This is a genomic window from Methylocaldum szegediense, from assembly GCF_949769195.1.
Classification (GTDB): Bacteria; Pseudomonadota; Gammaproteobacteria; order Methylococcales; family Methylococcaceae; genus Methylocaldum; species Methylocaldum szegediense.
Window position 1 is genome coordinate 2,961,437 of sequence record NZ_OX458333.1, and the last position, 25,979, is coordinate 2,987,415.

The 25,979-nt window shown below is 57.5% G+C and carries 29 protein-coding genes; 3 read left to right on the top strand and 26 right to left on the bottom strand.

The window, feature by feature from the left end; genetic code table 11:
• Window positions 1-20: 20 nt before the first annotated feature.
• From rpoH to QEN43_RS12730, 4 genes are all read right to left on the bottom strand, one after another.
• Window positions 21-875: an RNA polymerase sigma factor RpoH gene (gene rpoH, locus QEN43_RS12715; RefSeq protein ID WP_026611156.1), complete on the bottom strand. Its 855-nt coding sequence runs from the start codon at window positions 873-875 to the stop codon at window positions 21-23.
• 86 nt (window positions 876-961) lie between these two features.
• Complete coding sequence (ftsX, locus tag QEN43_RS12720; RefSeq protein ID WP_026611155.1) at window positions 962-1,969, bottom strand: permease-like cell division protein FtsX; 1,008 nt, start codon at window positions 1,967-1,969, stop codon at window positions 962-964.
• Between the two features lie 3 nt (window positions 1,970-1,972).
• Entirely contained in the window at window positions 1,973-2,632 is a 660-nt protein-coding gene (ftsE, locus tag QEN43_RS12725; RefSeq protein ID WP_026611154.1) for a cell division ATP-binding protein FtsE, read from the bottom strand.
• Between the two features lie 355 nt (window positions 2,633-2,987).
• Entirely contained in the window at window positions 2,988-3,431 is a 444-nt protein-coding gene (locus QEN43_RS12730; RefSeq protein ID WP_026611153.1) for a hypothetical protein, read from the bottom strand.
• Window positions 3,432-3,628: 197 nt separating this feature from the next.
• On the opposite strand from QEN43_RS12730, the gene sodC reads away from it, so the two are divergent.
• The gene (sodC, locus tag QEN43_RS12735; protein WP_317964077.1) at window positions 3,629-4,120 is read left to right on the top strand and encodes a superoxide dismutase [Cu-Zn] SodC; all 492 of its coding nucleotides are present in this window, start codon (window positions 3,629-3,631) and stop codon (window positions 4,118-4,120) included.
• A 35-nt stretch (window positions 4,121-4,155) separates the two neighbouring features.
• Here the strand turns inward: sodC and QEN43_RS12740 are convergent, their stop codons facing one another.
• The 14 genes from QEN43_RS12740 to gshB all read right to left on the bottom strand — a co-directional run bounded on the left by QEN43_RS12740 (window position 4,156) and on the right by gshB (window position 15,170).
• Window positions 4,156-5,451: a dihydroorotase gene (locus QEN43_RS12740; RefSeq protein ID WP_026611151.1), complete on the bottom strand. Its 1,296-nt coding sequence runs from the start codon at window positions 5,449-5,451 to the stop codon at window positions 4,156-4,158.
• Window positions 5,448-6,443 carry an aspartate carbamoyltransferase catalytic subunit gene (locus QEN43_RS12745; RefSeq protein ID WP_026611150.1) on the bottom strand — a complete coding sequence of 332 codons (996 nt, stop codon included), beginning with the start codon at window positions 6,441-6,443 and terminating at the stop codon, window positions 5,448-5,450. Before QEN43_RS12745 ends, QEN43_RS12740 begins: the two co-directional genes overlap by 4 nt.
• Window positions 6,440-6,970, bottom strand: coding sequence for a bifunctional pyr operon transcriptional regulator/uracil phosphoribosyltransferase PyrR (gene pyrR, locus QEN43_RS12750; protein ID WP_036269703.1), 531 nt, complete (start codon window positions 6,968-6,970; stop codon window positions 6,440-6,442). Before pyrR ends, QEN43_RS12745 begins: the two co-directional genes overlap by 4 nt.
• The gene (ruvX, locus tag QEN43_RS12755; protein ID WP_036269121.1) at window positions 6,960-7,433 is read right to left on the bottom strand and encodes a Holliday junction resolvase RuvX; all 474 of its coding nucleotides are present in this window, start codon (window positions 7,431-7,433) and stop codon (window positions 6,960-6,962) included. The genes pyrR and ruvX overlap by 11 nt, the downstream gene beginning before the upstream one ends.
• Before the next feature lie 3 nt (window positions 7,434-7,436).
• Complete coding sequence (locus tag QEN43_RS12760) at window positions 7,437-8,003, bottom strand: YqgE/AlgH family protein (RefSeq protein ID WP_036269701.1); 567 nt, start codon at window positions 8,001-8,003, stop codon at window positions 7,437-7,439.
• A 36-nt stretch (window positions 8,004-8,039) separates the two neighbouring features.
• Window positions 8,040-8,786 carry a phosphate/phosphite/phosphonate ABC transporter substrate-binding protein gene (locus QEN43_RS12765; protein WP_026611147.1) on the bottom strand — a complete coding sequence of 249 codons (747 nt, stop codon included), beginning with the start codon at window positions 8,784-8,786 and terminating at the stop codon, window positions 8,040-8,042.
• A gap of 28 nt (window positions 8,787-8,814) precedes the next feature.
• Complete coding sequence (locus tag QEN43_RS12770; protein ID WP_026611146.1) at window positions 8,815-9,288, bottom strand: PAS domain-containing protein; 474 nt, start codon at window positions 9,286-9,288, stop codon at window positions 8,815-8,817.
• Between the two features lie 40 nt (window positions 9,289-9,328).
• A complete protein-coding gene (locus QEN43_RS12775; protein WP_026611145.1) occupies window positions 9,329-9,691 on the bottom strand; it encodes a roadblock/LC7 domain-containing protein in 363 nt (120 codons plus the stop codon).
• Window positions 9,692-9,750: 59 nt separating this feature from the next.
• Complete coding sequence (locus tag QEN43_RS12780) at window positions 9,751-10,395, bottom strand: hypothetical protein (RefSeq protein ID WP_026611144.1); 645 nt, start codon at window positions 10,393-10,395, stop codon at window positions 9,751-9,753.
• On the bottom strand, window positions 10,392-10,934 hold the full coding sequence (locus QEN43_RS12785; protein ID WP_026611143.1) for a GTP-binding protein: 543 nt from the start codon (window positions 10,932-10,934) through the stop codon (window positions 10,392-10,394). The genes QEN43_RS12780 and QEN43_RS12785 overlap by 4 nt, the downstream gene beginning before the upstream one ends.
• Before the next feature lie 18 nt (window positions 10,935-10,952).
• A complete protein-coding gene (locus QEN43_RS12790) occupies window positions 10,953-12,143 on the bottom strand; it encodes a response regulator (protein ID WP_026611142.1) in 1,191 nt (396 codons plus the stop codon).
• Entirely contained in the window at window positions 12,140-12,898 is a 759-nt protein-coding gene (locus QEN43_RS12795; protein ID WP_026611141.1) for a type IV pilus assembly protein FimV, read from the bottom strand. The genes QEN43_RS12790 and QEN43_RS12795 overlap by 4 nt, the downstream gene beginning before the upstream one ends.
• Window positions 12,899-13,355: 457 nt before the next feature.
• On the bottom strand, window positions 13,356-14,207 hold the full coding sequence (locus QEN43_RS12800; protein WP_026611140.1) for an energy transducer TonB: 852 nt from the start codon (window positions 14,205-14,207) through the stop codon (window positions 13,356-13,358).
• A gap of 9 nt (window positions 14,208-14,216) precedes the next feature.
• The gene (gene gshB, locus QEN43_RS12805) at window positions 14,217-15,170 is read right to left on the bottom strand and encodes a glutathione synthase (protein ID WP_026611139.1); all 954 of its coding nucleotides are present in this window, start codon (window positions 15,168-15,170) and stop codon (window positions 14,217-14,219) included.
• A 99-nt stretch (window positions 15,171-15,269) separates the two neighbouring features.
• Here gshB and rpmB point away from each other — a divergent pair, with 99 nt between their 5' ends.
• Window positions 15,270-15,506, top strand: coding sequence for a 50S ribosomal protein L28 (gene rpmB / locus QEN43_RS12810; protein ID WP_026611138.1), 237 nt, complete (start codon window positions 15,270-15,272; stop codon window positions 15,504-15,506).
• A gap of 14 nt (window positions 15,507-15,520) precedes the next feature.
• Window positions 15,521-15,676 carry a 50S ribosomal protein L33 gene (gene rpmG / locus QEN43_RS12815; protein WP_026611137.1) on the top strand — a complete coding sequence of 52 codons (156 nt, stop codon included), beginning with the start codon at window positions 15,521-15,523 and terminating at the stop codon, window positions 15,674-15,676.
• A 267-nt stretch (window positions 15,677-15,943) separates the two neighbouring features.
• Here rpmG and QEN43_RS12820 read toward each other — a convergent pair whose 3' ends face one another.
• The 8 genes from QEN43_RS12820 to QEN43_RS12855 form a co-directional block, all read right to left on the bottom strand.
• Window positions 15,944-16,894, bottom strand: a complete 951-nt coding sequence (locus QEN43_RS12820; RefSeq protein ID WP_235726655.1) for an acetylxylan esterase — start codon at window positions 16,892-16,894, stop codon at window positions 15,944-15,946.
• 509 nt (window positions 16,895-17,403) lie between these two features.
• Window positions 17,404-18,600 (bottom strand): DUF3322 domain-containing protein, encoded by a 1,197-nt coding sequence (locus tag QEN43_RS12825; RefSeq protein WP_317963280.1) that lies wholly within the window; start codon window positions 18,598-18,600, stop codon window positions 17,404-17,406.
• A 198-nt stretch (window positions 18,601-18,798) separates the two neighbouring features.
• Window positions 18,799-22,164 carry an ATP-binding protein gene (locus QEN43_RS12830; protein ID WP_317963281.1) on the bottom strand — a complete coding sequence of 1,122 codons (3,366 nt, stop codon included), beginning with the start codon at window positions 22,162-22,164 and terminating at the stop codon, window positions 18,799-18,801.
• Between the two features lie 5 nt (window positions 22,165-22,169).
• Window positions 22,170-22,418 (bottom strand): hypothetical protein, encoded by a 249-nt coding sequence (locus QEN43_RS12835; protein ID WP_026611133.1) that lies wholly within the window; start codon window positions 22,416-22,418, stop codon window positions 22,170-22,172.
• Window positions 22,408-22,752, bottom strand: a complete 345-nt coding sequence (locus QEN43_RS12840) for a hypothetical protein (protein ID WP_026611132.1) — start codon at window positions 22,750-22,752, stop codon at window positions 22,408-22,410. The genes QEN43_RS12835 and QEN43_RS12840 overlap by 11 nt, the downstream gene beginning before the upstream one ends.
• Window positions 22,745-23,386 (bottom strand): DUF4194 domain-containing protein, encoded by a 642-nt coding sequence (locus QEN43_RS12845; protein WP_036269118.1) that lies wholly within the window; start codon window positions 23,384-23,386, stop codon window positions 22,745-22,747. The genes QEN43_RS12840 and QEN43_RS12845 overlap by 8 nt, the downstream gene beginning before the upstream one ends.
• 2 nt (window positions 23,387-23,388) lie before the next feature.
• Window positions 23,389-24,831, bottom strand: coding sequence for a DUF3375 domain-containing protein (locus QEN43_RS12850; protein WP_026611130.1), 1,443 nt, complete (start codon window positions 24,829-24,831; stop codon window positions 23,389-23,391).
• 96 nt (window positions 24,832-24,927) lie between these two features.
• The gene (locus QEN43_RS12855; RefSeq protein ID WP_051331868.1) at window positions 24,928-25,599 is read right to left on the bottom strand and encodes a ribonuclease T2 family protein; all 672 of its coding nucleotides are present in this window, start codon (window positions 25,597-25,599) and stop codon (window positions 24,928-24,930) included.
• Window positions 25,600-25,979: the final 380 nt, after the last annotated feature.

Here is a 25,979-nt window from a genome sequence, read left to right on the forward strand (position 1 = left end):
TTCATGACTCTTGCTGAGTCTCAAGCTTCCAATAAACAATTTCGCAGCTTTTTCATGGCGGTATTTTCTAACTGGCGAATCCTTTCAGCAGACACTTGGTAGCGCATTGCGAGATCGTGAAGGGTCAGTTTTTCCTCGCTCAGCCAACGACTCCTGACGATATCCCGGCTGCGTTCGTCCAGCTTCTCGATGGCGGCCGCCAATTGCTGCTGCTTGTGCTGACCCCAATCGTTAGCTTCAAGCAAATCCGCCGGATCGGCATTTTCCTGCTGAAGGTAATGAATGGGGGCTGGCGCTTCTCGATCATCGCTCTCGGCATCGCTGGCCTCGAAGGCAACATCCTGGTTGTTTAGACGATTTTCCATTTCATAAACCGTCGCGACATCGACGCCCAGTTCGTCGGCAAGGACATTAGCCTCGTCACGGCTCAACCATCCCAAGCGGTTCTTGAACTTGCGCAAATTGAAGAACAATTTGCGCTGAGCTTTAGTGGTCGCGACTTTAACGATGCGCCAGTTTTGAATAATGAACTCATGAATTTCCGCCTTGATCCAATGGACCGCAAAGGAAACCAGCCGGACGCCGACCGCCGGGTCATAGCGTTTCACGGCTTTCATGAGGCCGATGTTTCCTTCCTGGATCAAATCGGGGAGCGGCAAACCGTAGCCGAGATAACCCCGCGCAATGTGGACAACGAAGCGTAGATTGCCGAGTACTAGCTGTCGTGCCGCCTCGAGATCGTTATGCTCGCGAAAGCGTAAGGCCAATGCACGTTCTTCCTCGGCACTATAGCGCGGCAGCGCGTTTACGGCCGCGACATAGTCTTCGATGGAGCCGAGCGAGAGATTAACCGGAAGCGTTAATGCGTTGCTCATAAGTTTCCTCAATATTGATTTCCGTTGCTTAGCTTAGCACTCAACAATAACGACTGCTAATAGTTAAAGTTAGAAAATTTGCGCAATCAAGTAGGATCGAGCTCCCGTAAATGATAAGTGACGACTATCCATGCCCCGATAACCCCTAGTAAGACCGATACTCCAATTAGGAGTTCGGTCTCCGCAAGCCCGAGAAACGAGAGCGTGAAAGGACTTCCATAGAGTTCGGCCAAACGTCGGGAAGGCCCACGCAAAAACAACAGGAAAAAGCTGACGATAAGCCAGGCGAGCGTTCCGCCCAAAAAGCCATACCAGAAACCGGCATATAGAAAAGGACGGCGGATGAAGCGGTCGGTTGCGCCGATGAGCTTCGCGACGACGATTTCGTCGCGGCGATTTTGCAATTCTAGACGGATCGTATTCCCGACGATGAAGAGTACGCCAAGGCTTAAGAGCACGCTGAACACGATAACGGTGCGCTGGGCTATCGTTAACAGGGAGTGCAGCTTGTGCATCCACTCAGTGTCGAGCTGGACGAAATCGGTTTCCGGCAGTGCTTGAAGCTCGCCCAATAATTTCTCTACCTCTTCGGGACGAGTCAGAGAGTCCTTCGGCTTGATACTGACAACCACCGGAAGTGGGTTGAAATCAAGGGCCTGCAGAGCGTCGCCAAAACCGCTGTAGCTCTTGAGTTCCTGTAAACCCGCTTCTTTGGTGATCAGCTCTGCCGCCTCGATCTGCGGGTGCTTTTTGAGCGCTTCGGCGAGTTTGCTGCCCGTATCGTTGGACAGCTCGGGTTTCAGGAACAACGACACCTGATTAGTGGCCTCTAGGGTTGAACTAGCCTGCCGGACATTCTTGATAAAGACGTGGAAACTTGCCGGTATCGTCAGGGCTATGGCGATCACCAGCACCGTCATGATGCTAGCGACTGGCGTTCGACGAAGACGGACAAAACTCGATTTAAGGGTGTCGACGTGCAAATCGGCGTAAGCGCGCAGCCGTTTTCCTGGGCCGTTGCGGGTACGTCTGAGGCGAACCGCATTCGGTTCTCGCTTTCTGCGAGGCGTCTGCTTGTTTCTTACGATCGGCACGTTTCAGCCGCCTTCGACCAATCGGCCTTGGTGTAATTTAAGATTTCGGCAGGCGAACCTAGAAATCAGATCAAGATTGTGGCTCGCGATCAAGAGCGTTACGCCGACCTGGTTGAATTCTCGGAATAACTCCATGATTTCGGCCGACAGCTCTGGGTCCAAGTTTCCGGTGGGCTCGTCAGCCAGGATCAGGGAGGGTTTGTGTACGATGGCCCGTGCGATCCCAACCCGCTGCTGCTCCCCGCCGGACAGCGCTAAAGGGTATCGCTTTTCTTTGCGGAGCAAGCCGACCTTATCGAGTGCGGCTCTGACGCGCCGGGCTGTTTCCTGCTGGCCGTAGCCGGCTATTTGCAAAGGCAGAGCCACGTTATCAAAAACCGTTCTATCGTGCAGCAAGCGATAATCCTGGAAAATCAGCCCCAATTTTCGGCGTAGATAAGGCACCTGTCGCTTGGGTAAATGATTTATGGGCTTTCCCTCGAAAAGAACTTGTCCGCGGGTAGGTCTTTCGATCAGGGGAATCAGTTTGAGCATGGTGCTCTTGCCGGCTCCGGAGTGACCAGTCAAGAAGGCCATTTCGCCTTGTTCCAGCCGGAAACTGATGTTCGACAGAACCTCTCCACTATCCAAATAACGCTTGCTGACGTTGATGAATTGCAGCATGACAACCGACCAGCTAAGAGAGGACGGTTTCAGGAAAATGAAAGCAAAGGCTTCGTATCAAGCGCATAATGTTTAGCTACGATTGCCGCCCGCTCCGCCGGCGCAGCTAAAGCCGTAGTCGGCTAAAGTATGGGCCGCCCTTCCAAGCTCAGCGACAGACGTTTTGAGAAAGAATGCGTTTTGGCCCGCAGTACTGCACCCCGGGAAAGGTCGAGCATCTGGTTGAAGTCGCAGGCCTCCATATCAGTTTGTCAAGCGCCGCCGATCAAACAGCGGCTCGTGACGCCCCAAAAATTGTTCGAACTGTGGCTGTTCCACACTGAAGCCATGTGGTCATCGGACCTCGACAGACTGATTAAGTGTGTGCAGCCGAAACGCCGTCTCGGCAATCGCCAAGGGTGTACAACCGGTTTAAAACGATCCCGTAGCAGTTTTCGTTCTCGCGCTTATAGATTTTTCTAGTTCGGTCAGCGACGACGGCAAAGCGGTACCTTGTGGATTGTAGCCCAAATTCAGAAATCAGAACGGAATCGAGCCGGCTGGAACGGAAGTTCGGATTCACTTCGCGAGTTCCGTCGGTGAAGTCGGACCTTATTGCCCCAGAAGCGCGGACGGATTTGGTTAGCCGAGTCGCTGTCTTTGGGCCCTTCATCTCCGTACGTTTCAGGCCCGTGCCGACCGGACAGTAGAAGCTTTGCTGATTGCAGCGATAGCCCAGATCGACCTGTAGAGTGTCTAGCCGATTATGGATGACGCGCGGGAAATCGGCGCGCTTCAGCCAAGCCAGAGGATCGTGCATGATTCTAAAGTTCGCGCTGTTATCGACTCTATATGGAGAGTACCGTGTTTGTTCCCGATTTTGCAAAAGCCGCGATTCGGATGATGTCAGACCTTGACGACCGGGTTACGCGAGCAGCCGGCTTCAGCTTAAAATTCGAGGGGCGGCGAAATCAAAAATAAATAATCCCGGAGGTTATGATGCACAAATTGGCAACGGTGGCCGCAGGCGCGGCGATGGTCTTTTGCTCGCTCTCTTACGCCGAAGAAGTCCAAGTGGAAATGAACAAGATCGATGAAACGGGAATCGGAGAGGCGATCGGAGTGATTGTTGCGGTGGATACGCCTGTTGGATTGCAGTTGACTCCGAATCTGAAAGGCTTGCCGCCCGGGCCGCACGGCTTTCATGTTCACGAGTTCCCCGACTGTAATCCCAAGGAAAAAGACGGAAAACCAGTAGCGGGGCTCGCGGCAGGCGGTCACTTCGACCCCGAGAAAACTGGAAAACATGCGGGTCCCGAGGGAGATGGTCACGCAGGAGATCTACCAGTCCTCAAGGTGGCGCCTGATGGCACAGCCAAGGAAGCGGTCACCACCAAGCGATTGCATGTCGCCGATCTCAAAGGACGTTCACTGATGATCCATGCGGAGGACGACAACTACGCTGACAAGCTGGGCGGAGCCCGCATCGCCTGTGGCGTCGTGAAATAACCGTGTTGCCGTCTTGTAAGAACGGGAGCGGTGTTTTATGGCTGGTCCGGCCGGGTTTCGAAAACCACCTGGCCGTCCAGTAGCGTACAAGTTACTCTGCCTTTGACTGTTTCCCCCCAGTAGGGCGTGTTCCGGCCGTTGCTTCGCCACGTGGAATCGTCGACCGTCCAAATGCGTTCAGGGTCGAAGATGCAAATGTCGGCCGGTGAACCAACGCTCAGAGCGCCTGCCCGAAGGCCCATGATAGCTGCGGGACCATGTGTGAGGGCTGCAATGGCTTGACTCAATGAAAGAATTTCTTCGTCGACCAATCGCAGCGTCAAGGGGAGCAGCGTTTCCAACGACGCCATGCCGGGCTCGGTGGACGGAAAAACGTCCAGCTTGGCGTCGGGTTCGTGGGGTTGATGGTCTGAACAGATCGCCGTGACCACGCCCGTCTTGAGAGCTTCACGGAGAGCGTCTCTATCGGCAAGGCTTCGCAGAGGCGGTCTGACGTGGCACATCGCGTTGAATCCGTCGACGTCCATCTCGGTTAGATGGAGCTGATGCGCGGCCACATCGGCACTGACGGGCGCGCCCTTTTCCCGTGCTCTGGCGATCATTCGGACGGCGCGCGCTGAGCTCAGTTGCGCGAAATGGACTCGGGTCTCGGTGTGCTCAATCAGCGCTAGGACCTGAGCGATAGCCACGGTCTCCGCAGCATCCGGAATTCCAGGCAAGCCTAAGCGGGTTGCCGTCGGCCCTTCGTGAACACAGCCTCGGTCAGCCAACCAAGGGTCTTCCGGGCGGATGACGATGAGAAGCTCGTGGCTGGCGGCGTATTCGAGTGCTCGGCGCAACACGAGAGTATTAGCCATCGGCGAGTTGGCATTGCTGAGCGCAACACAGCCGGCGCGCTTCAAAGCACTCATTTCGCTGAGGTCCTTGCCGTTAAGACCGCGGGTTAAGGCGCCTATGGGAAAAACTCTCAACTTACCAATGTGTTGCGCCTTTTCGCGAATCAGGTTGGCCACGGCGGGGGTGTCGATGACTGGATCGGTATCGGGAGGGCAGCAAAGGCTGGTGATCCCGCCCGCGGCGGCAGCTTCGCTTTCGCTGGCGATCCCCGCCTTATGTTCTTGGCCGGGCTCGCGCAGACGGGCACAAAGATCGACGAAGCCGGGACATACGATATACCCCTCCGCGGGAATCGTTCGATCGGCTGTGAACCCGTCTGGTGCAGTCCCGAGTGCCACCACGCGCCCTTCGGCTAGGTAAAGATCCTGCGCTCCCTCGACCCCGTTCGAGGGATCAACCACATATCCGCCTTGGATGACGATGCGGTCGGTCATGCCGCCCTTTCTCCGGAGGGTGTTTCGAGATCGGGACGCATGGCCATGGATAGAATCGCCATGCGAACGGCAATCCCGTGGTCGACTTGCTTAAGAATGACGGAATGGGGTCCGTCGGCTACCTGCGAGTCGATTTCGACACCTCGATTGATGGGGCCGGGATGCATCACAATAACGTCCGGCTTGGCGCGGGCAAGGCGCTTTTCGGTCAGTCCGAAGCAGGCGAAATATTCGTGTTCGCTCGGAATGAAAGCTCCACTCATGCGCTCCCTCTGAAGACGTAGCATGATGATGACGTCCACATCCTCGAGGCCTCGGTCTAGGTCGTAAAACGTTTTGACGCCCAAGGTTTCGACCGCGGTCGGCAGCAGCGTCTTAGGCCCGATCACGCGTATCTCGGCGACGCCGAGTGTGTTCAGGGCATGAATCTCGGACCTGGCGACGCGGGAATGCAGAATGTCACCGACGATGGCGATTTTTAAATGCGAGAAACCGCCCTTTACTTTGCGGATGGTGAATACGTCCAGCATGGCCTGGGTCGGGTGGGCGTGGCGCCCGTCCCCGCCGTTGATGACACTGATATGTGGAGCGACATGGCGTGCTATGAAATGGGCCGCGCCGCTTTCCGCATGCCGAACTACGAACATGTCGACATGCATGGCTTCCAGATTGCGGATGGTGTCCAGCAGAGATTCGCCTTTTGAGGTGGCGGACGTGGCGATGTTGAGATTGAGTACATCGGCCGAAAGCCGTTTTGCAGCCAGCTCGAAGGTCGTACGGGTGCGCGTGCTGTTTTCGAAGAACAGGTTGACTACGGTCTTGCCGCGCAACAAAGGTACCTTCTTCACCGTCTGCTCGGTGACGCTGGCGAAAGACTCCGCCGTATCCATGATCTTGACCAGCAACTCGCGACTCAAGCCCTCGACAGTAAGAAAGTGCTTCAGGCGTCCGTTCGAATCCAATTGAAGAGGGTCGGTCCGGATCGGATTCATGATGGCGAAGAAACTGAGTGGATACGAAGCTTGAGTGGGCTGGGTCCACTGAGCGTAATGCGCTGGTCTGGGGAGAGCGCTATTGTACTCCCCACGCAATCCGGACGAATGGGAATTTGCCTTCCGTCGCGCTCGATCAGGACGCCTAGCAAAACCTGCGCGGGGCGGCCGTAATCGAAGATCTCGTTGAGCGCGGCACGGACGGTGCGGCCGGTATAGAACACATCATCGATCAGCAATATGTTCCGACCCTCGACGCGAAACGGTAGAACGCTCGGCTTGACTTGGGGGTGCATGCCGGTGTGCGAAAAATCATCCCGGTAAAACGAGATATTCAAGAAGCCCAAGGGTTCCTTCAGTCCGAGCCGTGCGTGCAGGCGTTCGGCGATCCATGCTCCACCGGTGTGAATCCCGATCATAGCCGGGTTGGAAAAGCCGCGGCGGACCATTTCCTCGCGCAGAGAGATTTCCAGGCGGTCGAGCAACGGCTCGACCTGCAGATCCATCTGTGAGTCGCTATCGGACATGTTGGGCATCCTTTTCGGCGGTGTGAGCCAGCCAGGTCTGGAGAATCAACTGAGCGGCAATTTCGTCCTTAACATCGGCAAAATGCGTAGACCGTTTCGAACGCCTTCGATAGAAAATCTCGCGGGATTCACGAGTGGATAGAGTTTCGTCCATGGTGTGGACCGGTAGGTGATAGCGGCTTTCCAATTGACGACAGAAGCGCCGAATAGGTTCTACGATCGGGTTTTCTTCACCTTCGGGATTATAGGGCAAACCCACCACGAATGCCGACGGACGCCAGGTCTGAACCAAGCGGGATACCGCATCCCATAAGGCTTTTTTGCTGGTTACGCGTATCGTTTCGAGGGCCGTCGCCGTGCCCGTCACGCGCTGGCCTACGGCTACACCGATATTTTTTTCGCCGAAGTCGAAGCCGAGATACGTGGACTCATTCGTTTTACGACTCGTGGAGTCAAAATCCATGAACTACCCGTGTCCCGCTTGAGAGGTGAGAAGCGAGATATCGATTCCCATCAGCTCGGCGGCGGCTTTCCAGCGCTGTGCAGGTGCGTAGTCGAACATAATGGACTCGTCGGCAGGAGCGCTGAGCCAGGAATTCTCGACAATCTCCCTTTCGAGTTGTCCTTTTTCCCAGCCAGCATAGCCCAGAGCTACTAAGACTCTTCGGGGGCCTTCGCCGACACTCAGCGCTTCCAAGATGTCGCGGGAGGTCGTCAGAGAAATGGAATCCGACACCCTCAGGGTAGAATTCCAGTTACCGCAGGACTCGTGGAGCACGAAGCCGCGCTCGGCCTGCACCGGGCCTCCGAAATAAACCGGCATTTGGCCAATAGTCTCATTGCGTACATCGATGTCCATCTGTTGCATCACCTCACCCAAGGTGAGGTCGGACGGACGGTTGATAATGATACCTAATGCACCTTCAGGACCATGCTGGCAGAGATAAGTGACGGTGCGGGCGAAAAACGGGTCCGTCAAGCCCGGCATGGCGATGAGAAAGCTGTTGGTCAGATTCGCGGTCACGTCAATCATGCTCATAGTATCGAGGTAGACCGGCGAGCCTGCAAGTCAGTTCACGAAGGTATCCATAAGATCGATCATAAATTCCATCTCTTCTTCGTCGACAGGTTCCCAGCGGGAAATCTTGAGCGCTGCGAGAACGCTTCCGCCCTTGTCATTCTCGGACATGGCGAGCAGCGCGTCTAGTAGCCGATCGCGCCGATCCGCAATTCTCGGCCCTATCATCAGCGCGTGGTGTACGACCTGAATCTGACTCCTCACCAGTGCCCGGAGTTGCTTGCGTATGACTGAGGAGAGATCGTCGAAAGCCTCGGCGAGAAAAATACCGGCATCGCAGTTACCGTTGACCAGCTTCTTGGCGACCAAGACGTAGGAGTCGCAGACATCCGTTTCGATGTTCGAAGCGTCGAGATCGGCCGGCTCCAGCATGATCATGCCCATCATGTTCACGTCCGGATCCTCGGTGATCGCGAGCTTAATCGAGCCTGGCAAGTCCTCGACATCACGATAGGGACTTTCAGCGTTCACTGCGATGACGGCTTCGTCCGCCTTGCCTTCAGGCTTGACCAGGGGCTTGAAGCCTTTTTCCCGGACGAGCATGGCGGCGTCGTAAGGATTGGCGTAAATGAGATCTATCTGGTCGGAACGAATCGCGTCCCGCTGACTGTGGAAGTCGTCGAACAACTGCAAATGAAAGGCTTCGTCCAACGCCTTTTGCAGCCAAGTATTAAAAATGAACCAGCCCGACAGGTGCTCCGGGGTGAAGTCTGGGCTCACCGTGAAAACATACGGCATGGCGATAGTCCTCGTGGAATTGGGACGCTCAGAACATCGTGGGATAGAGGCGCACGCATTCGGCGATTTTCTGCCGAGAGGGCTTGCGTCGAACCGAGGTGTAGCCGATGATCCGGGCGTTTCGGATATTGGGGATGACGGTGGCTTTCACCCAATAGTAACCGCCGTCTTTGCGCAGGTTTTTGACGTAGCCCTGCCATTTCTCCCCGCGCTTTACGGTTTCCCAAAGATCTGCGAAAGCCGCAGGCGGCATGTCGGGATGGCGCAGAATGTAATGCGGTGCGCCGATCAATTCCTCCCTGGAATATCCGGACATGTCCACGAAGGACTGGTTAACATGTGTGATGATCCCGGCCGGATCGGTCCGCGAAACGATCAAGCGACCGTCCGGATACGGCGACTCGATATCTGTTACCAACACTTTCCGGCGGGTTCCGTCGAAATAGACGAGGGTATGTTCGCGATAGGGTCCGACGACGTCTTCAGGCTTCATGTCTTGCATGGCGGCCTCCTGGGAAAGCGATAGAAAGTCGAACCGATTATCAGATCAAACCGGCTATGGTTTCGGCCGCCCGCTTGACGTCGAGAAAAATCAAACCTAGTTTGGCATTCGGCTTGGCCATCACGGTCAACACGGCTTCCTTGCCCGCGTATGTCATCAGTACGTATCCCTTGTCGCCTTTGATCAACACTTGTTCAAGCGTACCCCGAGACAACTCCTGGGCGGTGCGATCACCCAGGGACAGCATGGCGGCGCTCATGGCGCCCACCCGGTCCTCGTCCAGGTTCTGGGGCAATACGGCTGCCATCATCAAGCCGTCGGTGGAAATCACGCCGGACGCTTCGATGTCGGCCGAGGTGCCGTTCAATTCACTTAGGATGGATGTCAACATTTCTGCACGCATACTGAACCTCGCTCAGAGTTTCGGATGATTTCAGGAAAAATCCTTTTAAATTCACGGTTTCAGGCGCCGACGCCGGCGTACCGGCGGCTCAGCGCCCAGACCAACGTAACGAAGGCCGGCGTGTTGAACCTCGGCATCCCCGCGGCGACGAGTACGAATCGCTCTTTGCCCAAATAAAGAGGCCAAAATCCCATTTTGCTGTTGCCGGCGGAGTCCACGACCGACCAGGCACTCGAATTGAGTCCCAAGTTGTTGAGCAGAAGACCGGAGCGCCGTTCATGCAGATTGGCCAGATCGGCACTGAGCGCCGAAAGCTCCTCGGCGACCTCATGAGGAAAGCCGTGGGTTGCGAGATAAAACCCTTGGGTGTCGGCCAAGAGCACCTTGGCTTGGCTGCTGAGTTCGCTTAAAAGGCCCGGCAGAATTTCGGAAAGAGGCTGGTTCGGACATCTCAGAGGTTCTTTCAAACCTTGCAGCAGTCTAGCTTCTTGCGCGTGGTGAAGCATAGCGTAAGCCCGTTCGGGATCCTCCATGGCCGACCAATCTTTGAGGCCGGCCAAAGTCAGCGCGGGGCTGGACTCCATTTGCAGCAAGCTTCTAATAAGGCGCCTGGCCGGGCTGTGCGCCCTGGTCGTCACCGCATGGTAGGCGCCGCCCGGGGTGGGATGCAGATAAAGGTGCTCCGCGAGCTTGTAGTCCTTCATTGATCCTCCAAGCCGGGATCGATGGAGTAAAGCAAGGCCTGCACTAGAAGAGAAACGTCTTTCTTGCGACGGGCGTCGACTTCGAAGATCGGCGGGTTGAGACCAGTTCCCACAAATTGTTTGTGATAATCCGATAAAACTGGTGTCGCGCGGATATCCATCTGGGTGACGCCTACTACTAGGCTTGTGTCTTTGATAAAACCGCTGAATTTGTTCAAGAAAAAGCGGAGATCCTGAAACGGGTCTGCACGAGTGTTGTCGAGCAGCAGGACTAAGCCGATTCCGCCAGTGGTGAGGATGTCCCACATGAAATCGAACCGTTCCTGGCCAGGGGTTCCGTACAGATGGATTTTCTCGCCGCCAGGCAGGATCATCACCCCGTAGTCCAGGGCAACGGTAGTCGACCCTTTCCGGTTCTTGGTCATATCGGTGGCCAATTCGTCCGTTTTGATCGGCGGTACGTCACTGATCGAGGTGATGGCGGTCGTTTTCCCGGCGCCGACCGGACCGGTGAAAATGATTTTGTTGTACTGAATCACGATTCGATTCCGCTCCCGTTAAGACATTCTCAAATGTTTCAAAATCTTCCCGAGAAAAGAGATGCGCTCCGGTTCCGGTCTCGGCGGCGGAGCTTCCACGCGGTCGGCTTGCCGCTTAGGCCGCTGTTCAATGAGGCGCAGGGCATGAGCGGCGCTGACGAACGCAAACACGTACTGCTGCCGTATCCCTAGGCTCTGCGCCGCCTCGCAAACTGTATGCGAGCCCTGGCACAACAGTGCGGCGATTCGCATGGTGTGCGGGATCAAGAGGAAGCGAGTCAGATTGGGCCAATGTTTCAGGACGATCTCGCGCTCGAGCGAGATATCCACGGGAATTTTTCCTTTCGAGGTCCAGATCGCCATTTTCCATAGGAATGCATCCAGCGGGATTAAGCGTTCCGGATCGACTGGAGTCTCGCTGGGGTCGATCGGGGTCACCTTCAAATCCTTGACGGTTTGCGCGTGTGCTCTGCCGATGTCCATATGTGCAAGATTGTTGATGCGAAGCCCACAAGCTGCGCGTAGTTGCGCGTCGTCGGCATCGATCCACAAGCGTCGAGTCTGCGGGAACACGACGAGCGGCTTCCACGGCGTCTCCACTCGCAAAGCTTGCTGACGCGACAAGGCGAGCGCGCAGGCGGATTCGAAGCAGCCTTGAAGATACTCCCTTGGGTCGTAGCGCACGGCTGCCACCTGCGTCGGGTTGGCGGGATCGATATCGTCGCGGACCCCCAGATAACTCAGGAAGCTTTGTTCGTCCATTAGGGCCGCCACTTTGGATACGGATCCGTCTGGCTTTTCGACCGCGGCGACGGTTCGAAGCGGGATCGTATCGGGCTCCGATTTAGCCCTCTCGGCTTCCTTCGACCGGCGGCTTTCCAGAATTTCCCGAACGCGCCGGATCGCCTGCAGCATACTTTCGGTTTGAACGGGTTTTTTGACGAAGACCTCCTCCGGCGAGGACGTGCAGTCGTTTAGAGCAAGTAGGATGCGCACCCGATCGGGATGGATCTTTCGTTCCCGTTCGAGCAGTTCGGTAGCTCGCTGCACGTCCATGTCGATTAGGCAGGCGTCCGCAGCTTGTCCGTCGCTGACCAACTCGGCCTGCTTGCGACAAGGGCCTTGCAAGAACATCCTGAACAGTTTCACGGTGCGCTCATCCATCCCTTGAAACGCTAGCCGTAATGGCACCATGGCTAAATCGGTCATGGGGTCTGGTCCTTTCGTAGGTGTCGTTCGCAGTCGTCCCAAATCGGCGGCAGGGAGTCTACGATTTGTTGAAGTTTTTCCCGAGTACGCAAGAAACCGTCGAGATTACCTGTCGCCCGATACAGCAGCAACAGCTCCGTTTGTAAATCGATTCGATGTGGTTCGTTGGCCAGCGCCTCTTCCAATACGGTCTGAGCTTCATCGAGCTGGCTGTACTCGATGTGCTCTCGTGCTTCCACCAGAGGATCCCTGCTTCCGTCAAGGGTATCGACCGACACCCGAACCAAATCGAGCAAGCCGACGATTCCAGGCGTTAGAACCGATCGGGTGACGGGAAGCAATTCGTGCCAGTGGGGTGCAAGTCCGGAGCGGAGCCAATGATCGAGGCGCGCGTAGTAGTCCTTGCGCAAGCGATGACGCACCCCGTTCAGCAATCGTCTGCGCAGGTCGTGCCCTCTTTGGCCTAGCGCGATGAAGAGGTCTACGAGCGCCGCGTAAAGGCCGTCATGGTCGTTTTGACGGTAGTGGTGAAATATCCGCTGGGTATGCCGCAGGAGGTTGTCGGGTTCGGCCGCCACGGAATGGGCGAGGTAATCGGCAATTACGTCGGCCGTGCCGGGGCAAAGTGGGTCCAGCTCCGGGGAATCCTGGATCAGGAATACGGGTTCGGCAAGGTCGAGCAAATCGAGGCCGCGCTCCGTATCGCCGCACAGCGGCAAAGCCGGTCGCTGATCTTGAGTGAGATGATCGGCCATCGTTGCTTGATTCGGAAGAAGCGGCTCAGCAGTCAAATCGAATCGGGTGAACGGAGTACGGGAACGGCTGACACGGGCGCGCCAGCGAGGATTCGTCAGCGAACCCGGGCGTCCGTGGCAGACGCATGATCAAGAATAGTCGGTTTTTCGAGGAAGGCTAGGCAGGCGACTGGCGCTCCTGCGTGTCGTTCGAGTGTCGTCGGGCGTGGTTTGGCCTTGGCGTAGGTAAGCTCTGAGTACGCGGAATTTCGCCCCGCCGCTTCCGCACGCTCAGGACAGATCTTTGGACGGGCTCAACTCGAATGGTTTACCGAGCTGAGGCTGTCTAGTGAAAGCTTTCTCGACAGAAGGGAAAAAACGTCCCGGTTGCACGGCATAGTGCGCATTCGTTGAAACTGCTCACGCTGTTTGCTGGATGCGCTTGTAGTTTTTCACTGCCATGTTGAACCGGGGTGGATCAGGGACCAGTCTCGAGACGGTGATTGTCCTCGAAACGCCATGTGCGCGTGATAACCAAGACATCCGCCTGCTGGCGAAGCTCTTGGGGGAAAGGCGCAAAAGGAGCAGCAAGCTGCACGATGTTCATAGCGGCGTCGTCCAACACTTGATGACCGGACGAATGCCGGATTTGTACGCTGTACACGGTTCCGTCCGGCTTAATGCCAACGCTCAGAAGCAGGCTCCCGGAAAGTTTCCGGCGGCGCGCCTCGTCAGGATAATTGAGATTGCCGATGCGTTCGATTTTTTCCTGCCAGGCTTTCTCGTAGGCGGCCGCCTTGTATTTGTGAGCGTTCACCGAATTGATGTACACCAGTCTCGGACGGCGGGCATATTCCTCCCGCGACTTGTTGAGTTCGGCGCTCAATTCCGCAATCTGCTGGCTGAGCGCTGCGGCGGTGAGTTTAACCGGCTGTGGGTTCGGCTGTACCTCCGTGCCCCGGTCCATGACGATTTTCTTTTCGGACGTTTGCTGTTTCAGCACGCGTTTGAGCTTGGCTTCCTGGACAGGCGCGGGGCTGGGCGAATTCTCGGCTTGCCGGCCCTGGCCCTCCTGGGGCGTGGGATCGCTTCGCGGAATCGCCTTTTCGGTATGGGTCCCGCTCCCGAACTGGTTTTCTGGGGCAAGGAAATCGGCTTTCTCAGGCGCTTTCTGCGAAGGGTTTCGGACCAGCGCGATGGTAAGGGATTTATTGGCTTCGGGTTCCTTGGGTATTTCGAAGCTGACGCCCAGAATCAGAACAGCATGTGCGACGGCAGCAAAAAGCAGGGATAGAAGGAAGCGGTCGGAAAAAACCTTTTCGCTATTCATGAGGCTACCTTACTGAACCCGCACAGTGGACTCGATATGATTCATGAGTAAGGCACTGATATTCAATCCGAACAATGCGTCTAGCTCCTGCACGCAGGTAGGGCTGGTTACATTCACCTCGGTCAAGTAGTCTCCAATAACATCCAGTCCCACGAAAACCAACCCTCTTTCCTTGAGTGTTGGTCCGACCTGGTCAACGATCCAGCGATCCCTTGGCGTCAGTTCGCGGCCTTCTGCGCGCCCTCCGGCGGCAAGGTTTCCGCGGCTTTCACCCAGCGCTGGGATACGCGCTAGCGCATAGGGAACGGCCTCGCCGTTCACCACCAGGATGCGTTTGTCACCGTCGACGATTTCCGGCAGATAGCGCTGAGCCATAACGAAGCGCGCGTTGTGCCGGGTCATGGTTTCCAGGATGACGCTCAGGTTGGGATCGTTCTCCGCTACGCGGAAAATGGAGGCACCGCCCATGCCGTCCAGAGGTTTCAGGATGATTTCGCCCTGTTCGTGCAGGAACTCCCGAATCTTCCGTGCTTCCCGCGCCACAAGGGTCGGCGGACAGCAATGCGGAAACCAGGAGGTGAATAGCTTTTCGTTGGCGTCGCGCAGCGAGCGAGGCTTGTTGACTACGTAAAGTCCCCGATTTTCCGCGCATTCCAATAGATAGGTGGCGTAGATGTATTCCTGGTCGAAAGGGGGGTCTTTGCGCATCAGTACCACGTCCAGCGAGTCCAGCGGAGCTTCGGTCTCGCCAAAGAAGCTGAACCAGGACTGTGGCTGGCGCTGCACGCTCAGTCGTCGCATCCTCGCGTAAGTGCGTCCGTCGCGCAAGTAAAGATCGTTGAGCTCCATGTAGTAAAGCTCGTAACCCCTAGACTGGGCTTCCAACAGCATGGCGAAGCTGGTGTCTTTCTCAATTTTGATGTTCCCGATGGGATCCATAACGATCCCGAGTTTCAGACACATATCGGTATTTCCCTACAGAATAGCGCGGCTTGACTTGAAAACCTCGAATCATATATAAAGCCTAGTTTCCGTTCCAGCTAGGCGAGTTAGAGGTTTATCATGCCGAGAGTATGCCAGGTGACGGGCAAGCGCCGTATTGTAGGCAATAATGTCTCGCACGCTAATAACAAAACGAAGCGCTTGTTCAATCCGAATCTGCACCAACACCGTTTTTGGGTCGAGAGCGAAAACCGTTGGGTGACCCTTCGTGTTTCCAGCCACGGTATGCGCATCATCGACAAGAAAGGTATAGACGCCGTTTTGGCGGAGATCCGTAAGCGTGGTGAAAAAGTCTGATCGAGGTGTGAATCATGCGCGACAAAATCAAATTGGTATCCAGCGCCGGCACCGGCCATTTTTACACGACCACCAAGAACAAGCGGAACATGCCGGAAAAGATGGAGATCAAGAAATTCGATCCCGTCATCCGCAAGCATGTCCTGTACAAGGAAGCGAAAATCAAATAATCCGTGATTTGTCCGGGTCGCGGACCTCAACGATATCCGTGATCCGGCTCATCGCTACCCGCCCCGCCTAGACGGTCAACCCGCCTTTTCGGCTCTACTCAAGATTAGCCTATTTGCTCGGCGACATAATCCAAGAAAGGCTAACGCCTCGTTTTTCGACTCGCTCGAAGCGGTTCGAAAAATCTTGGAAGTGTCGGTCGGCATTTCCAGCCATATACGCGGTCACGGCGAAAAGCTCTCGAGGAGCACAAGGAAACTTCGCTCTGACTAGAGTGGCTCGAAAAAAGCGCTAAGCTCCTCCAGTAACGCCCGCTCCTGCTCAACCCGTTCCGGATAATCGGAGTGCCCGGCTTTGAGAACGAACAAGCGCTTGGGTCCCGGTAGCGCATTATAGATGGCGAATTGGCCGGGTGGCGCAACGAAAGGATCGGACAAGGCCGCCGCAACATGAACGGGAATCCGAATGTGCCGCGCAGCGCAGGCAGCGTCGTAATAGCGTAAGGTTTCCAGCACAGACCCGTGCCGGCGCTCGTAGCGTCGGACGGCTTCCCCACTCCCTAAAGTGGGCAAGGTAAGCCTCAAGGGCTGGTGGCCGAAGGTCGGAACGTTCAGATGGGCGATTTGAATGCGCGGCTCCCAGGGTAGTGCCAAAGCGCCGATGCCGCCGCCGAAACTGATTCCCGAGTAGGCGATATGCCCTTCGACTTGCGGAAAGATGTGCAGCAGCACCGAAACCGCCAGCCATAAATCCTCGACGCAGCTGCCTAGGATGTAATGATCACGCTGGTCAATGCCGTGCAGGACGTGACGAGCAGGGTCGTCCGGCAGGCGCGGATCGCGGCTCGCGGAAAGCCCGCGGAAGCAGGGAAACAAAACCGCCGCCTCCCGGACCGGCAGATCGAAATCAGGACCCTCCCGGCCGCCATAGCCATGCCCTACCACCAGCCCCCGCCGAACCGGTCCACGCTTCGGACGGACCAGCCAGCCGCCGATGACGAAATCGTCCGTCGACCGATGCCGGATAGCGTAAACATCGAAATCCGGATGATCGTCTTTGCTGCGAGATAGCTCTGGGCTCGGGTCAACGCTCAGCGCGCGTCGGTAGCGAGCTTCCCAGAACTCGACGAAATCGCTGGGTTCCTCCGGGCAGCCGACCTGAAGCAACGACTCTAGGGTGTAGCCGTAGGTGGGATCGAACGGGAGTTTGACGGAGATCACCGTAATCTATTTCTGAATGATGCCAATTTGCAGCGGCTTCGGCGTATCAGGGCGTTCACCGCGCCAATCCAGCCGCCACATCGCGGAACGCGGCCAAGGCCGCTTCCAGATGGTCGATGATTTCCTGTTGTAACACATCCGGCGGCGGTAAGTCGTCTAGGTTATCGAGGCTGTCGTCCTTGATCTAGAAAATGTCCAGGTTAGCCTTATCGCGGGCGATCAACTTCTCGTATTCGCGGTTGCCAAACAGCAGGTAGTCGGTCGGGCCAGTATTGGTCAGGCATTGGCGCACCATAACATCCAGCGCTGCGCCGGGGTTAAAGTCTTTAATGGTCTAGTACCGTGTCATCAAAGATCAGACACCCTTCGGCGACCGGCATGAACAGTACTTGGATGTTGTCCCAGATCAACCTCGGGATGATCCGTTCCCCCGCAGGTAGCGGTTAATGGTGTCATGGCTGATGTTCTCAGTATGGTCCGCGAAGTTCGTTAGCGTATAGTTGCTCTGGCTAATCAACAGTGCCATGTTCCGTCTGCAGCCGATCCAGCGCCATTTCAATCCACCCGAAGCCGATTCGTTCCTGTTCGAGGCGGAGGGCTGGACGAATGCGGTTGTGGCGGAGGTCGTCGTAAAGCACTTGCTCCTCGCGGGTGAGTTGGGGGAGATCACGGCGGACCGGCCGGGGTTCGGTTAACCATTGAGACGAGTGGGCCATGAGGGTTTCGCGGTCCATTAGGAAAGATTCTGTATGGGGAAAATAGGTCCGCAATTGGTCCAGGATGGCGAAGCCGTGAGTGTCGATATCGCCCCAGTAGTGGATCGCGCAGCGGTGCAGCCAGGCGGCTTGAGCCAACCTATCGAATCCATAGCCGGCGCCGAATACGACCATGCTGCGAGGCAGGTTCGGGAAGGCGAGAAAGTTGGTTTCGTTTTCGGTGATGAATACCCGGTCGACTTTGGCGTCCAGCAGGGCGAAGGTGTCGTGGTCCAGGGTGATGTCCTGGTCGGCGGTGCCGGGAAGCAGGGCGAGTTCGGGATCGAGGATGCGGAATCGAATTCGGACCGGCTTGTCGCGGAATCCGTAGCGGCGGCAGAACTGGCCGAGGCCGACGGCGTCGGCGTCGAACGCGTCGGGCGGCAGGGTGAGGTCCAGGAGCTCCGACAACACCGAGCGATGGGTTTCGATGAACTTGGTATGGATGCCCGGAATGTCGATTTGTCGGAGATAAACGCCGGGACGCGGATGGGCCTCTATCCAATCGACGATGTCGAGGAGCATCGGCCAGCGGTCGGCCAGTTCCAGGGCTTTGAGGGGATATTTGACCAGCCAGGGGAGCACGGCGGGCCGGCGATTCCGGGTGGTCGCCACCACTTGGGCAAAGCGCTCGGCGTCGCGGCGTTTTCCGATCAGGGCCAGTGCATCGTCCAGCGTGTCGACCCAGATTTCATCGGGAATCTGGTTCGCCCCGAGGACGCGGTGCCGCACTTCGCGCATCACCACCCGGTAGTGCGAACCGCGCCTGAGATCGGCGATCCAGCTTCGGACCTGATCGAAACGGTCGGTGAGTTCGGAGGAAGAAGGTCCCTTGAGCGTGAGTCGGCGCGGGAACACGGTCTCGCCGCCGGCCAGGCTGGCCAGGATCAGTCCTTTGTCCCAAAGTTTTTGTACCTGGGCGCGGAGGTCGGCAGGCGTGGTCCAGGTCATGCTTGACTCGTATTTGGTTGAAGTGCGTCACCCCAGTAGGGATTGCCGGGGTCCAGATTACAGAGACATGGACGCCTTGCCATCCTTGGCTCCTAGATTCCGGCAATCCATGTCGGAATGACGGTGTTGGGGACTTGTGTAGGCACCTGTGTCCGGCGGGGTAGAGTTCCTAAAATTTCTTAGCTGCATGGAACGACGTCATGCCCTGGCCCTCGCCTTTTCCGCGCGATAGTCCTCGATGGTGAGGTTGCGCAGCTTGGAGGCGCGGCCGTCCTCGTTGTGCACGAAGCCGACGCTGGCAACGAAGGGTTCGATGATGTGGATCTTCTGCAACGGCGTGACGATCAGAAGTTGCAGATTGAGCTGCTGAAACAGTTTCAATCCGTATTGGGCCGATTCGTCCGAACCGCGGCCGAAGGCTTCGTCGATGACTACGAAGCGGAAGGAACGGGAGCGCACCGCACCCCATTCTAGGCCGAACTGGTAGGCCAGGCTGGCGGCCAGAATGGTATAGGCGAGTTTTTCCTTCTGCCCGCCGGATTTGCCCCCGGAGTCGGAATAGTGCTCGTATTCGGTTCCATCGGCGCGCCAGCGTTCCGAGGCGGCGAAGGTAAACCAGTTGCGAACGTCGGTGACCCGTGCCGTCCAGCGCCGGTCCATCTCGGCCTGCCCTTCGCGTCCACGGAAACGCTCGATGATCTCCTTCACTTGCAGAAACTTCTCTTCCGAGTACTGTGTATCGTCCGAACCGGTCAACGCGCCTTCGGTGCATTTGCGCAAGGCGGACTGGAAGTCGCGCAGGTCGTTGTCCTGAGACAACTGCGCTTCCAAAACAATGTAGCGACCGGGGTTGTAGTCGATCTGATTGAGCGAGGCGTTGATCTGGGCGATCCGCTCTTTGATGGTCTCCCGCTCGCGGTTCAGCTGCGATTGGAAATTGGCGACCTCACGGATGGTGTTCTCGTTGAGCAGTTCCTTGAAGCGCGCCTCGAAGCGGGGCAAATCGTCGGCCTCCAGTTTCGCCAGCATCTCGCGGTACTCGTGGGCGGCTTCGATGCTGACGTCCACGTCCTGGGTCTCCAGCTTGAAAGCGTCCTTGTATTCGGCCATGGCCTTGATGATCTTGTCGCGGAGACGGCTGAGCTTGCCATCCTCCGCATCGATGCGTCCCTGCAGCCATTTGCGCATGTCCTGCTCACGCGGGTCGCAGTTTTCGACTTCGAGACGATGTTCGCCCAGGGCTTCCGCACGCATCGCATCCAGTAACGGGAAGTTGGCCGTGTGGACGGCATTAGCCGGATCGTCGAGCATGGCTTGGATTTGCGCGCGCAAAGCCTCGGCATCGTTCCTCCTCTGTTCGGCTCGCGCTCGATCGTCCCTGCGTTCGATGAGCCGGCGTTCGGTTTCTTCCAGAGCGAGCACCACGGCGTTCAACCGCTCGCCGAGTTGCTTGAGCACGTCCGAGGCCGCTTCGAGCCGGCGTTTTTCATCTTGCAGCCGGGCTACTTCGCTCGCCAGGGGACGCCAGTCGAGTTCGCGGAAGTCGCGGTAGACCTCGAGTTTGGACAGCGTTGTGAGCCGCGCGCGGATCGCCTTTTGTTCGGCGTCAAGCGCGGCGAGGCGGCTACCCAGTTCGCCCAGCCGGGTTTCGAGCTGCCTTGCCCTGGATTCGAGGGCCGCGATCTTGGCGGCATTGGACCAGCCGAGCACGTAGCGGCTACGGTCGTCCAAGCGATGCCGGTCGTCTTTTTCGTGGCGTTCGCCGGGTGCCTTGATCTGGCCGGCGCGGGTAATGGCCTTGGGCTCGCGACGGAATTGTTCCTGCGTGACGCAGCAGGCGTAGTCGAAACGGTGGGCGAGCTCGCGTTCCAGCCAGTCGTAAAAGACCGAATCGGGTTTGACGGCGAGCTTGTGCACCAGCGAGTCGGAGTGAAGACTGGGTAGCTCGCCGCGCTGGCTCTCCCTCACTCGGAAGTAAACCAGCCGTCCTTTGAGATGGGTGCGGTCCACCCACTCCGCGACCCGAGTGTAATACACGTCCGGTACCAACATGGACAGGCCGAAATTGCGCAGCAGGCGTTCCGCCGCCCCCTCCCATTCGCGCTCCTCTTCGCGCACTTGGATCAGCTCGCCCGCAAAAGGCATCTCGTCCTCGGACAGGTTCAGCGCCTGGCACAGCGCGGCGCGCATGGCAATCTGCTGGGCGTCGATATTACTGCGGCGGGCCTTCAGGCTCTCGATCTCATCCATCAGAGCCTTGTGTTCCTCCCGGCCTTGGGCGAAGGCAAAGTGCACCTCGTTTTGCTCGTTCTGGAGTTCCGCTTCGCGGGCTTCGGTTTGCTCCTTCAAGGCGGCGAATTCGCGTTGCTGGGCGAGAAAGGCGTCGTCGTCTTCGGGCGGAACAAGCCCCAAGGAGCGCACCAACTCGGCGTAATCCTCGGCTTTCTTGCGCCGCCGAGCCTGTTCTTCCTCTTTCTGGCAGATTTCCTCGCGAATGCGCTCGATGCGGTCGCCGCCGTTCTCGGCGATGCTGCGCCGAAGTTCCCTCTCTTCGGCCTGCTGCCCTTGCTTTCGTTCTTCCAGCCGCGCCACCTGCGTATTGAGTCGCACCAGTTCGTTGTCGAGCGCAGCGATGCGTTTTTCCAGCAAACCGAGTTTCAGACGCGCGAAATAAGGCTTCAACGCCTCGCGGCAAGCGCGCAGTTCCTCGCAGCGAGCGGCGATTTCCGTATACCGGTCGCAATCGGCCACCAGCGGCGTGAGCAGTTCCACCTGGCGCTTCGCCTTGAGCACCGCTTCATGGGCGCGGTTGAGGTCGTCGAAGTGAGCGATCAGGGCGGTGATGCGCGGGGCGACATCGAAGGGCTCCAGCATGTGGCTGCGCACGAAATCGGTCAGATTCCCCACCGATTTCATCGAGACGGTTTGGTGAAACAGTTCCAGCGCCTGTTCGTTGTCGATGCCGAAGCGGCGGCGGAACCAGGCGCCATACGGCGGGAAGCTGTCGAAGATTTCGACGCCCGAGTTGCGCAACCGTTTGCGCAAGGCACCTATGTCCGAGCCGAAATGGGCGAAGTCCTGAGCGATGGAGAGCGCGCGTTCGGCGCCGACGAAAAAGCGCGCAGGTTGTCCCTGCGGCTCTTTCATCCAGAAGACCTGGGCCAGGGTCACTGTCTGATCGTAGCCGGCGTTATGAAACACGCCGAGAATGACCGAGTAGCTGTTGTGATCGCGTAGCGCGACTGGCTTGGCGGAGCCGGTCGTGTCGCTGCGCTCGGACTTGTAATAGCCCAGCACGTAGGAGCGCAGCGTGCGCTCCTTGGCGTCGGCCCCGGCCGCCTTGTTGTAGGCGATGCGATGGGCCGGCACCAGCAGCGTGGTCACTGCGTCGACCAGGGTGGATTTGCCGGAACCGATATCACCGGTGAGCAAGGCATTCTTACCGTCGAGATGCAGCGTCCACACCCGGCCATCGAAAGTACCCCAGTTGAATACTTCCAGGCGGTGCAGGCGGTAGCCGGTGAGCGTGTCGTCTCCGGTGAAATCCAGACTCAGCGTTTCCAAAACTGTCAGGCCGTCGCTTCTTTCCGCTTAGGCCGCAGCAATTGTTTTTCCAGATCGATATCCGCTAATCCGATTTCGGCCGGATCGACTCCTAGCAACTCGGCTTGTTCCTTGGCGATGTTCAAGACGTCGTAGTACGCCATGGCCAGGCCTTTGTCGAATTCCCGCTCGCCGCGAGCAGCTTCCGCACCGTGTTCTTTGGCCGCGTTCACGATTTCCTCGAGTATTACTTGCAAGTCGATTCTATTTGCCACGTCTGCGTTCCTCCAAGATTCCGATCATGATGTCCCGCTCCTCTTCCAAGCGGAGAATATCGGCCGGCCACTTTCGCTTCACGAGATAATCGATTTCGATATCGCTCAGTTCGTTGCTGACCGTCAGCGTTGGATCGATGATCCAGGCGCGATGCTCCTCGATGCGTTTATTGTACGTCCGAATCGCGCGCTCTATGAGGTGATCGGGATCGTTTCTGTAGCGTTTCAGCAAACCGGCGTGCTTCTTTCCTGCTTTTGCTTCTTGATAAGCTTTGCTGACCTGGGTGGCGGTGTCCGTAACCGCTTTTCCATCACCAAACGTAGTTTCATTCATCGCCTTGGTAATCCTGCCGGTTTTCGAGCAACAGCGCCTTGTAGGCATCCAGTCGCTGATCGAATTCCGCCAGCCACTGCGCGTCGATGAAGGCTTTGAGGATGCGGCGCACCTCGAACATCGCCTCCTGTCCGGCAGCTGTCTTCAGACGCCGCAGGAAGCCGAGCTCCACAATCTTGTTGAGATGCGCGTCGACCTGGTCGATCAGTCTGGCCTCGTTGCTGCCTTCGGGTAGGAACACGCGGATTAACTCGACCGCCTCGCTACGTGAGATTACCTGGCGGGTGTCGCTGCCGCTGGCGTCGAATTCGGCCAGTTTCTTGCGGAGCAGCGCTAGCAGCAGGCTGACCGGGAAAGAAAGCGGGCGCCGAGCAATCAGACGCGGCGTCTTGGCCTTGGCCTCGTCCTCGTCGTCGGCACGCGAGCGTAGGAAGGCGTAGCCTTCGGCTTCGTCCAGCATCAGCTCCAGCCCGAGCACGGCCACGTAGTCGCGCACGCGGCCTTGGAGATTGAGCAGCGCGTTCCACAGCGCGGGATCGCTTTCCTGGTAAATCACGCCTTTCAGCAGCGGCACCACTACAGCCGAGAGCTCGGGCGCGGCGTTGTTCGACGTTTCGATGTCTTGTTCCGTCATCCTTATCTCACAAAAATCACTCGCGGCAGCCGGGCTTGTTTCATGCTTCCGTCGTCGTACTGCCAGACGATGATCTCGGTTACCTCTTCGTCCACCACGGACTTGAAGGTTTCACTCGCGAGTTGCAAGTAGGCAATCAGTTCAGCTAGGCCCTGCTTCAAGGGGTATTTCTCGCACAGCTCGCGCAAGGTGATTTGCGAGCGTTCCTGCAAGGCATGGCGGATGTGGCGCGACAGGGCCGTTTTGTTGACCACCACCTGGGAGAACAGCGCAGCGGCGTCCACTTCGGCGTCGCCCGTTTCCAGCACTAGATCGGCGATGCGCGGCTTGATTGGGGGAACATAAAGCGGCCTTTCCATGGGCAGCTCGATAGTCGCGGCAGTATCGGCGACAGTCATGATGTCGCCCGCGGGCGGCGAGTCGCGCAGTTCTAGCGCCTTGGCCTCGATGTTGCGGAGGATATCCATGATGCGCCGGTTTTCGAGCCAGGCTTTGTCGTCCAAAAAACGTCGCAACTGCTGCGAAAGCTGGGCGACCGTGCGCTGGGTGTGCTCGCCCGCTTCCAGCCAGTCGTAGTGAATGCGACGGATGCGAGCGTCCGGCCGAAGTTCGGCTACCGGCGGCAGGCTCAGTACCCGGTCCAGCAATTCCGTCAGCTCCTCCTGGCGGCGGCTGGACATGAGGAAGTCCCAGAAGGCTCGGAAGCTTCGGCCCTGATCCGAGCCGGCGATGGCGTCGCGCTCACCCATGATCTCTTCCAGTAGGGCTCCCTTGCCGCCGTCCCACAGCGCGATACGCTCCCGGACCCGACGGTCCAGCGCGCGGAAATTGTGTTCGACTTCGCGGAAATCGGTGAGGAGTTCGCGGGCCAGCGCCATAAACTGCTGAAAGCGGTCCTTCAGCGCCGTGTCGTCCAGCAGCGGGATGTCGCCGGACTGGACGCGCGCAATCTCGGCGTCGATCTCGTCGCGACGCCTCTTAAGTTCCGCGATGCGCGCCTCGGGATTAGTTTCGGAGCCTTCGCTCATCTGCCTGAGCAGTTCGAACAAGGTAAGCAGCCGCGATTCGGTGCCGACGAAGGTTCGTTCAGTCAGCGTGCCCAGCCAGGCGATCGCTTTTTCGGTGGACGGTGTCAGATCGAAATGCGGTTCATCCGAGCCTTGTACGTAAAACTTGCGCAGCCAGGCTTTGTCGTTGCCGGCCCAATCGTTCAGGTATTCGTGCGCAGACTTAGGAAATGCTTCCTCACCCAGCCGCTCGCGCAGTCCGAACAGCTCGTCCTCCAACGCTTCCACTAGATCCGACTGCGCCATCACCCGCACATTGGGTGCGATGAACACCCGATGCAGAAAACTCGCCACTAGCGGCGCATGATCCGAGCGCAGCAAGCGCCAGGCCGGGTGGTTTTGCCGAAGGAGGTCGAGGGTGGCGTAATCGAGGCTCATGTGAATCGCGGAGGCATGCCTGTTCTCGGCGTGTTTGTAAGATCGAAACGCTCAGTGTAGCGGATTCAGAGAGCCAATGATTTTCGCGTCTCGACTCTACCGCGCTCCGGTTACCGTGACGGTTTTTTGCGTCCGGCAGGTGTCGCGGATGTTCTCGCAGCGGGTGAAGGCGTGAGTGTCGCGGTCGAAGCAAATAATCACTTCGTCTAAGGTCTTGGCGCTGCTTCTTTCACCGTTTGTGGCGCAGGACAATACGATTTCGTCCTCGTCGAGCCCAGGATTTTCTTCCATGAACAGTCGCTCGATCTCTTCCGCTTTGGCGGTTTCGGCAAGTCTGGGCAAATTCAGTTTCCGGTAGAGCAATTCCGTCAGCTCGAAATACTCGCTACGGGACAGTGCGGTGCAGGTTCCGTGAGCTTTCCACTCGTGACGGATCAAATAGTCTGATGGCATGAAGGCGTAAATCTTGCGCTTGTCGATCCGGTCAGGGCGTCCACCGTATCGGTACTCCCGCGGAGCGGCGTTTTCGCACTGAGGCCAAAGCCCGTGGACGATGAACCGGCGATTTTCCCGACACTGCGGCTCGTTCCGAAGATCGGGATGGGAACGGCAGAACTCCGGCGACCAGGATAGAGCGAGCGCATAATATTTAAATTTGCCGGCCACATTGTTTTGGCAGGCCTGCTCGTCTTCGGGACGCCAATAATCGGCGTGAACCGATAGAGCGGAAAAGCTCAATACGAACGAGATGATCTTTCTCAAAGTCACTCACCATTCCCCCTTGAGGTGATTGCGCGCGTAGCCGCACTTGGCGACCAGCGCGATGGCAAAAGGAAGCGGAATCGTACCTTAGGTCGTTGCATGAGTCACCGGAGGGCAAACAAGCCGTGGCGACACTCGGCTGCATCATGCTCAGCGGTAGTGTTCGAGGAAGCCGGTAGTCGGGAAAACGTTCTCGGCGTCGAATGTAATGCTTGGGGGAGAGAACCACTGAGAACAGTCGACGTGCATATTTCTGTTCCGTGAACGGCAACGCAGTTCGATTGAGTACACCGCGGGCTTCGGGATCAATTTCGGTGCGTTTCCCGAGGCTCGGCGAACCACAACGGTAGCCGTAGGCGCTGTCTCGAATCCCGCACGGGAAACGG